Annotated in this window: 1 protein-coding gene; it reads left to right on the forward strand. The window is 29.9% G+C overall.

Annotated features, from left to right (window positions below; genetic code table 11):
- The coding region (locus tag QM538_07380; protein MDI9348307.1) for a hypothetical protein at positions 1-11,629 on the forward strand (11,629 nt) is incomplete at both ends.

Here is an 11,629-nt window from a genome sequence, read left to right on the forward strand (position 1 = left end):
ACCCTCTCTGCCGTTCGCAGTATTATTAACACCACCAGAACCATCACCTCAGGAGTTTCAGGCACCATCTCTCTCACCGCCACCAATGGCTCTATCGGTTCTTCCACTAACCCAATCTCCATCACCCAAAACGCCACCACTGGTGATCTAACCGCAACTGCTTCAAATACATGTGCTTCTCCCCCATGTTCTGGAATTAATAATATTTATCTTCGTTCATTAAATTCAAGTCTAACTCTTGGTGCAATTACTGGGACTGATAATAATGGAACAATAAGTATTAGTAATGTTAATTTCTCTGGCGGTCAAATTATTATCAATGGATCTAGTGGTCAAGACATATTTGGTTTTATAATTAGAATTGATGCTAATAGTGATATTATTAAACCAAATCTCCGGAGAGCTGCGATTGTATCTGGCTCTTCTGCTTGTTCATCTAGTGCTTGTGGATCTATCACTTTAACATCTTCAACTGGATCAATTGGCTCAACTGGCCTTAATAATGCTGTAATTGTTGTACCTGCTTTCCTTGAATATATAACCACCACTAATTTTGTATTTGATGCCAGTAATGGCAATATATTTTTGGAATATACTCCTAGTAAAAATCCAAAAATCTCGTTAAATACACCGGCATTAAATAAAGATGTATGGAATTTCCTTTTGGCGTCTTTGCAGTTTTCTGGAAATGCAACTAGATTTGTTTCTCTTACTCAAACTACTGGCGATGTCCAGGTTAATAGAAGTTATGGCTCTGCTACTGCTGGTTCATGTAGTACATTGAATGCTGGCGGCGCATTGGCTAATAGAATTTGTGGCAACTTTGAGTTAAGGGTAAGAGATGGCGCAATTACATTTAATTCTGGATTAGGTATATTTTTTACAGACTCCATAACTCTGATAGCTAATAATTCAATTACTTCTACTACTAATGCGAATGCAACTATTAATTCTTCAAGTGGCGTTATTAATCTTACTTCGACGCTAGGCAGTGTTGGTGATAACACCAATAATTTAAGAATTGTTCAATCAGGCACTGGGCTATTAACAATAACTGCTAATTGTACTTCTGGATGTCTTACAAATAGTGGAAATATTTATATTATTTCTAATAGTAATATCAATCTTGGTCGTATAGATTCAGATAGTGCAGGAGCGTATCAAGCCAATAAGAATATAATTAGTATAACCACTGATGCAATTTCTAATAGCTCAATATTTATTAATGACAATATTGATGCCAATAGTATAAGTATCCGTTCTGATAATTTTTTAAAATATAGCACTAGCTATGAAAGCAGCGCTCCATCGCTGACTTCTCGTTATTCAGTACAATCAGGCCCTTCTACTGGCGCTAATGGTGGGATGATTACTTTAATTGCCACTACAGGCTCAATTGGCACTTCGTCATACCCTATTAGAATTTTTCAAAATAGCACTACCAATAATTTAATTGCAACAGCCAATGGCACTCGCTCATCAACCGTAGGAAATATATATCTTGATTCTATTATTTCAACCTTTAAATTAGGCGCAATTACTGGTAGCAATATAGTTTCAATAGATAATTGTATTTTAGTATCTAGTGTTTGTGATGGTGTATCAACAAGAAGTATAAATATTGATGGAGGGATCAGTGCTTACGATCTCAGATTAATTACAAGGGATAACATTAATATCGATAGTACTATAAATAGTGGAACTGATGTTGCTATTACTGCTAAAAATGGTTCGGTTGATATTGGAGGCAATATTAATTCTGGAACAATATACTCTGGAACATCTAATTTAACCATTGATTCATATATAAATATAAGTCATACATTTCTTGTAGGTTCACCAAATACTTACTTTACAATTAGCTCAACCACAAATGGCACAATTGATTTGATTGCTAGAACTGGATATATCGGAACTAGTACTATTGCTTCTGGAATGACTTCAATTTATGTATCGCAAAATTCTTATGCATCAACTCATAATTTAACAGCTCGTGCAGCTCTTGATATTAATCTTCAAAGTAGTAAAGAATTAACCATAGGAAATATTTTCTCATTCGCTCCTGCAGTTTTAGGTAGCTCTAGGAAAAGTATTATAATTAAAATTGTAAATTGCACTGTTATAAGTGGTGAAACTTGTAATATCAACATTAATGGAAATATTAGAACATATCTTTCAGATGTTAATGGCGCAATCCCTGTTAGTAGTAGAAATACCCACACTGATATTTTAACGTTAGCAAGTGACGCTGGAAATTTAATTAATCGTCTTGATAGCGCTAATACTGGATTTTTGATTGAAGCCTATGCTTTTAATTTTGATTTTCCAAACGGTTCAGTTGGAAACTATAGCTCAGATCATGTCCAATTAATTAGAATAAGTGATAGTGAAAGTTCCGGAACATTTGCTAATTTTATTTTAGGGAATTTTAAAGCAAGAGTTTCTGGTAGTAGTAATAATGGAATATATATTTCTTCTCCAAATAATAATGTTTATTCAGTTTTGTCTGAAGATAATAATGGTAATTTTAATATCAATGCAACCGGTTCAATAAAGTTTGTAAATCCAGTTGCTTCTAGTAATAATATTATTTACTTGAGACAAGAATCTGGTAATCTTAGATCAACTAATCAATATCGAATAAATGAAAATAATTATGGCTGTACTTCTGTAAGTAATTGTGACATTTACACTGGCACCGGATCGTTAAGTTCAACGACTACTAATCTCATCATAACTTTAGATGCTGAAAACGGTAATATTACATCTACAGGTTTTGGTAATGTGATTGATCTTACTGTTTCCAGATTAATTTTAAAATCTTCTAATTCAATAGGTACTCAAAGTAGTCCAATTTTAACCAATGATAGTCTTACTGTCTCTATTGCAGGTGCGGGTAATGGTTCTGCTATTTATTTAAGAGGTTTAGATAATAATTTATTGAATAACGCTTCATTTTTTGATTATTCCGGTTCAACGGTGCCCGAACATACGATTTCAATTAATAAAATAGGAGATGTAATTTTAAATCAATCATTTGATCAAAGTTCATTTAATTTTGTTTCTACATTTACTTTTAATAAAAATAATCTAAATCCTGGACCCGAAGTTTTGACCAGAGTATTAAAAACTGGACTATTTTCTATTGAATATTTAGCAAGTGGTAGTACTACTTCACCAAGTATTAGGCATCATACTATTACCATCAACCCCTCAATTACTTTTAATGTTGAAAACCTAGTTTTACATGCTAAAGGTGACATTATTAATTCACCCGACGCAGGCACTGTAGTAACATTAACTGTCAATAAAAAAATTAGTATAATCTCAGACTACGGTTCAGTAGGTACTTCAAGCAGCCCAATTAAATTAGATTTCTCAATTAACAATTTATGCTTCGTAACTTCTTCGCATGCTACGGAATGTTCTTTTGTGAGTAGAAAAAATATATATCTAGAAGTTAGTTATGATGGTGTATCACAATTGTTTAATACAAATAACATATTTACTTTTTATGAAAATACAATAGACACAACAGATTTAACTTCCCGTAATCGTATTGTTTCTATTAAAGCTATAGATGGAACAAATATAATTATTGGGGATGATAAAATTGGTACTAGTCGTACACCTAATAATTACTTTTTCACCGATGGTGAGGGACCAATTATTGTTTCAAGTTCAGTACTTACAAACCTTACACTCTCATTGGATGCGGCTACAGGTGTTATATTAGGCAGTCAGTCTTCATATTCTGGATCAGGAGTTAGTTACGATATACATGCAAATCAAGTAACCCTTAGTGCGATTGGTATTTATGGTTGTTCGTCGCTTGGTGGCATTATCCAATCAAATAATTTATTTTGTGAGAATGATATTTCTTTAACAAAGTATCCATTAGTTGTTCAATTTGATAATCCTTCAATCCAATCAAACTTAATTATTACAACAACTGGCCAATCTAATCGTGGTGATATTTATTTTAGTTCTAATTTAAGTATTAATGGTAGTAATATTACTACTCATAATTCTATTCAAAATATCTATGTATATCAATATTCATGTTCTACGGCAATCGGAGTTTCACAAGCTTTTTGTTTAGGAAATGGAAGAATTGATGACAATTATATTTTAACTAATTATAGCAGTGCTGCAATTAAATTTTTAATTATTGATACAAGTTTTATTCCTTCAGTTATAAATTCAGTAGGATTTAATTTAGATAATATATATATCACTGCAGAAAATGGAAATGTAATCAATAATAGTTCTGATACAGTTCCTGGAGTTCTCTTTGGTAATAAAGTTTCTATTAATGCTAAAGGACAGGGTCATAATGTTGGTACAATCTCATCACCTTTGATAATTTATACAAAAACAAATTGTCCTGATGGTACGATTGTTGACTGTTCTACTTTTGCAAGTAATCTTACTATTAATTCAGATTCATTAATTTTTGTAATTAGTGATTCTGTAACTAGTTTAATCGGTACTGACGATACAACGGTATTACTAAAATCTTTTAATTTTAATTCTAGAGGTCTAACCGACGCAACGTTAAGTATGTATTTTAGAGTTAGTGATTTTGTTTACAACAAAGATAAAACATGTGACACTTTAAATCCAAATTCAGGTATTCCTGTTTTATCTAGCTCACCAAACCCTTCTTTAGGTGGCAATTGTTATGATATAACTATTACTCCATCAACGTACCAAAGTACTATTAGAAACATAACTTTAAACATTGAATTAGCTACTATTAATCAAGAATTTTTAGTTGATAAAAATAAAAATGGTCGTCAAAATCCTGTGTTTAGTTCAAACATTGTATATGTACATCCATTTTATAATCTTGTTAATTTAACAACACCAGGAAGTGTTGGAACAGAGGCAAATCCGTTTGAATTGCCTTTGTCACAGCAGGTCAGCAGTATTCCTGTTTATAATTTAAATGCTGGCGCAAGTTTTTTTGCTCAAACAACTGGAAGTTGCTTTGATTTTAATTTTACTAGCAATGGTTCATTTTATTGCAAACAACTAGTTGGCGATATAAATATACCTTCTTCAGGACTTGCCAGATTAGGTACAGGTTATTTTAATAAATTAACTTTAATTGCTAGCGATGGGAAAATTGTTAGCACTGGTACCGGTAGGATATTATCAAATATAATTATTTTAGAAGCTTCGGGAAATATAGGAGAAGTTGATTCACCATTATATATATCAACTTGTTCAGATATCATTAATGGAACTTGTAATTTTACTGGAGTATTAAGTAATAATTTAGGTGAATTACAAATTAAGTTTAATTCTAAAACATTGTCATCTAATGCACCAATCGTTAATATCACGGTGGATTCAGATTTAATTATTACAAATTTAGTTAACAATAGTAATTTGAAGAATTTAGCTGATCATATAGCTACTATCAATCCAATTCCCTGTTCGTCTATTAAATACACTTGTCACTCTTCATCAGTTTCTGGCACTACTACAACTTATACAAATACAAATTTAAATAATGCCATTATTAATATAAATGTAACTAATAATAAAAAATTAACATTAAATCTACCAGTTTCTAATTTCTCAATTAATCAAATTAAAACAAATTTCCTTCCAAATAATACCCCTAATACCATTGCACTTTCTTTAGATAATCCTGCAGATTACTGGCAATTAAATGTAGATGGTAATATACTTTTTAATCAGAATGCAATTAATGCCCATTCATTTTTTATATCTACTTCTGGCGATATTGGAACGGAACTAACACCTTTATTTCTAGAACTAAATAGCAATGGAAGATTTCAAATTGAAAATTATAAGAGTTATGGTTCTATATTTATAAAATCAGTAAATAGAGACATATTTAGATTAATTACAGACAATAATTCATATATATATTTTTGTTCACCAAGTATTGTTAGATCTTCTTGTAATCAAATTACTTCAGCTGATATTGATTATAGAAATTTAAAACTATACCAAATAAATAATGAAATAATATTAGTTAGAAATATAGTTTTTTCTAGTAATATAAGTTTAGATTTAACTTTATCTACCTTAAATTCAGCTATAGCGAGCCTTGATCTATCTGGATTTTCTATAACTTCAGGCATTGTTTCAATCAATATTAATAACGGTAGTTTGAAACAATCTAATAGTTCTATAACTTCAAAAATTATATCATTAAGAGAATCTGTTACTATAAATGTGCGTGATGATATTATTGCTGGACCGACACAAAATTCTGTTTTGTTACCATTTAATTTGTTGTGGATTTATACCTCTTCCAATAATAAGACAATTAATATAACTTCACAAAACGGTAATATCGGAGATGGCAATAAAAACATTTATTTACAAATCGGATCATCATTATTCACTTTTAACTCTAATATTTCAGCTTTAGATTCAATTGCCATTTTCTCTACAAATAATGTTGTATGTTTTATTTCTAATCTCTCTAATTGTGGTCGTATTAATTACACTTCCACAAATACTGTAAGTAAACTATTTTTATATCAACAGTTTAATAATATTGTTTTTGAAAATCAAATAAATCTTTTAAATAATACCTATGGTAGTGTAACTTCAGTTAATAATCCAAAAGTTCTTCAACTCTACTTACTATTAGGTCAAATCAACGCACGATTTATTCAACAAAATCCAAATCAAGGAAGAAATCAATGTTCCTATGTCGTTAGTCTAAATGTTGCTAATTGTTCACTTACCGCATCAAAAATATATTTATTGTCCAATGGATCTATTGGAACATCTAGTAATTATCTTCTAGTTAATACAAGTTCTGGTTTAGAAATAGGAGGCACATTAGCAAATGTTTCATATACCCCAACAAATGTATATATAGCCTCAACACAACAATTAGAAATCCATAATGTTACTACAACAATCGGTACAAATGAAGTGCATATTTCAGTTTATTATCCAAATAACGATTTAATTATTAAGTCAAATTTATTAATTCATGATGATTATTTATTTTTAAATTCTCAAAATAGTATATTTACTGAATCTAACATTATTTCAGTAAGCCAAATTACAATTAATGCAAGTAGAGATATTGGCGCATCTGCAAGTAACCCATTTTACTTATCGCTAAAAGGCACTAATAGAACAATAACTATTGGTCAATTTAATAATGTGGTAACCCAACCAATTAATATATACTTAAAAAATTCAGCTGCTGATATTCAATCAATCATAATAAATGGTATATTTACTAACAGTGTAGCTAACGCTAATGTTAACTTAATTAATACTAGTGATGGTAATTTTGTAATTAATGGACCTATCAATACTAACGATTCAGTTATTATTACAAGCACATCAAATGGTTCTATCGTCAGTAATAATCCCCAATCATATATTTCAGGTAATTCTATTACCTTATTAACTGCAGGTAATGTTGGAATTGATACCTTAAACCCTTTATATGTGATTACTAGATCTAACCAATTATCACATGGTTTGACTATTGGAAATCCTACCTATCAACCTTCTTTAATTTATTTATCAACAAATAATACCTTGTATATTAATATGATACAAATTGCAAATGCTTCGTCTGAAATTGTAATTACATCAACTGGGTTAAGTTCACAAGGAGATATTCACCTAAGAGGTATCATCAATACTACTAGCCAATCTGGTGTACAAGTCTATCTAAATGCTGGTAATTCATTATTTCAAGATTCTCCTACTTCTAGAATTAATGCCAATCAAATTTACTTAAATGCTACTAATACTATTGGTACCGCTACATCAGCAATTGATATAAATTTAATTGGTATAAATAGCAAAATTAATATTGGAACAAATATTAATGCCAGACCTAAGTATGTGTTTGTAAATAGTAGTAATGATATAAATATTGGCACTTTTTCTCTTTCAACAGATTGTGCTTTTGATAGTTTAACTATCTGTCAAACTAATATTTCTACTTTACAAAACATCAATTTTTATAATTCCATAACTTCAAATAATGCTATTTGGAATTTAAAAGCTAAATCCGTATTTCAAATTTATTCAACTTCCTTTAATCAAATTTATTTAGCATTTGGAGCAATTACATTAAATCTAGGTCAAGAAATAAAATCCAAAAAAATAAATAATACTTCAACAGATTATTTTTATGTGTATCAGTTAAGCAATGTAAATACTTTTGTAATTCAATATGACTCCACCTTGAATCCTAATAACTCAACTAGTAACTATGTATTAGATATAAAGCTTGGCTCTGCAAATGTAGGTGCGATTATAAGTAATTTATATATTAAAAATTTATTATTAAAACCAGTTTCTAATTCTGATTCTTTATCACTGTATGGTACTGTAGATTTAATTTCATATAATTCAATCTCATCTGTTGATGTCGTTTTGGATACTATAAACACTCCTAATTATAATTGGACTGTTATTGCATCTGGATCAATAAGACAGATATCAGGTTCACAATTAACAACTCGTGAAATTCAGTTATACACACCTAGATTAATTGGAAGTGTTTTTAGTACAGGTAATTTTAATAATAACGCCTTTTCAATCTCTACTAAATCAATTAAAATTGGAAATACACAAGGTACTCTTTTTGTCAATGGCAATACTTTTCCTGTTAATCCTATCTCAGTTTATTTAAAAAGCCAAAGTTTATCAATAGACTCTATTAATACAGATCCTGCTATTGGAGAAATTAGATTATTAGTTGATGATACTGTTGAATTTGTAAATCAATCAAATACAAACGATGATTGGTACATTATTTCAAACAATCTGATTAGGACTAATCAATCTGGTAAACTATTTGCAAATTCTGTTTTTGTTTGGTCTAGGCAAATAGGGAGCGTCAATAATCCTTTATTTACTAACATCATCCAAAATTTATATATAGGAATACAGACTTCATCTTATAATTATATTGACACGCAATTACCAGTCGTTAATGATATATATGTTTCAAGTGATAAACAATTAACCATCGGCTATATTAAAACTTCTTCAATTAATTCAGATGTTGTTAGTTTAAAAACATTATTAGACGCTTCGCAGAATGGGCATGATGTAATTTTATTAAACGGCGCATTACAAAGTGATAATAATGATCGTCTTATCATTTCTTCTAGTAGAGATATCATCTCAGGTGCAGTTGATTATACCAATATAAATGACCCTGAATTTATTTCATCTATATATTACGCTTCGAGCTTTGACTTTACTGCCTTCAGAAATATTGGAACAGCATTTTATAATATTAGTAAAACTTCAAAATTGTATTATTCAATTTTGAATCAGTACCATGAAAAATCATTATTATTTATAAATACTAATGTTACAAATTTAGAAACCAATACAAGTGTGATTATTCCAATTACAATCCAACCTAATAACGCAATTACTGATTTAAGTTTACAATCAAATTTTGTCGCTAGATATTCTTTAGGTGTGACTGTTCCTGATCCAGTTTTCCCTATTTTTGGTTCTGTTTATCAAAATAAAAGCATCAATAAGTCAATAAATATTTTTAATATTGTCAATTCTGCTAATTCTGATTCTGTCAAATTAGCTCAGAATTCATATGTTATATTTAGTTCTATTGGGACAATTGATATATACAATTATAAAAATAATATATTAAATTCAACTTGCCAGACTTTCTGTGATTCATTTTCTTATTCAAACTTATATATATCGTCAATAGCTACTTTTTTAGAACCAACTGCTCATATACTTAATATTGAAGAAAACTTTTCAATAAGCGCTAGTTGTTCAAATGTGAGCCAAGGATGTAGTTTAATTCCTATTAAAGCAAGAACTATAACAATGTCAGCTGATGGTAGGATTGGCTCTGGAGTTTCTTTAGATAAAGTTACTGCAGGTATTAATATTCACAGTAGCCCATCAAATAATGGTCTTTTATCGCTATCAGTTACTGCAAGATTTTATAATGAATTAGACTCTAATTATGGTGGAATAAATTTAGCTAGTGCAAATGTAGATTCAAATGGCTCTAAGAACGATGTCTTCAACTTATTACCTACAAGGTTACAAAATAATACATTTACTTGGACAGGTACTGGGTATAAAAGATTGTCATTATCACAATTACAAGGAAATCTATTGTTAGACTATACTAGAATAAATTTACCAGATTATTCTTTAATCATATTTGTACCAAATGGTAGTTTATTAAATGCAGCCGACTATATTTCCTATAATGATGTTCAATTACTTGACTTTAATAATGGAGGTCTATCAACTTCTACTGTGGCTAAGGAATATACCTTTATTACTGGTCAAAGTTTAGTTGTTAATAATCTAGAACTGCATGTTTCACAATCTATAGGATTTGCTTATGATAATGTTGATTTACAATATAAAAATATAACTCAATTATCACCAAATGAATTAAATAAATTTAATAATTACATTGATTTAAGTGGTGTTAAAGGTACAATTAAAATAAATACCTTATTTAATCTTTCACAGATCAGTAATTCTAATCTGTTTTTACCAGATACAATATATTCAACTGTAACACAGAATAGACAAAACATACTTTTATTATTCAGAAATTCTACTAGTGTTGATGCAATAAATTATACCTATGATCTTCAAACTATTTATGCGACTTCTATTGCGATAGTTGGCATAAATTCACCTACTCTTAAAATTGGAACCCTTGGTGCATATTCATATTATCAAAACGCCCCTGATTCTAATACAAAAAGTATTAAATTTGATAGAGGAACTGATGTTATTAGAATTCAAGGTGTAGGTTCATTATTCACTTCATTATTAAATAATCAACTATCTAATGGTGCAAATCTTTCAAATCTAAATGCTCGTCGAATAGATATTCGAACCAAATATAATATTGGTACCAATATTCATCCTTTAACAATTGGTCTTAACAGTTTTGGTGGTGATAATTTTAATCAAGTAATATTTTTTAATCTCATTCAAAAACCATATGTTGAATCAACAAAAAATAACAATAACAACAATACATTTTCAATTAAAAAATATGATGAAAGAAACATTGTAAGAATACTTTGGGTGCATTATAATTCTATTAGCACTGCTTCTATAAGTGAATTTATTGCTAAAACATTTTTATCAATAGATAGCTATAAAAAATCTATTCAGTCACTACCATTATCATTTTTCAAAAGTGATATATTTTCTGGGTCAGAATTTATTGAAGGATTATTAACTGATATTTCAAAAGCTAGCGATGAAAAAGATAGCGATTTAACTAACAATACATCCAATTCTGATATTTGTCAAGTTGTTGATGGACTTATATCTAGAAGCGTTTGCGTTAAAAAATCTTCTGAAGATCATATTTTATCGGTACCTTATTCTTCAAATATAAAAGAATCTGGTTTACCAACTCCCACCGATATTCAGCCATTAACACAACCAACAACACCATCGGATACAGCACAACCAGCAATCCCATCGGATGCAGCACAACCAGCAATCCCATCGGATGCAGCACAACCAGCAATCCCATCGGATGCGGCACAACCAGCAACCCCATCGGATGCGGCACAACCAGCAATCCCATCGGATGCAGCACAACCAGCAATCCCATCGGATGCGG

Source organism: Candidatus Methylacidiphilales bacterium, assembly GCA_030054035.1.
Classification (GTDB): Bacteria; Pseudomonadota; Gammaproteobacteria; order JASGCS01; family JASGCS01; genus JASGCS01.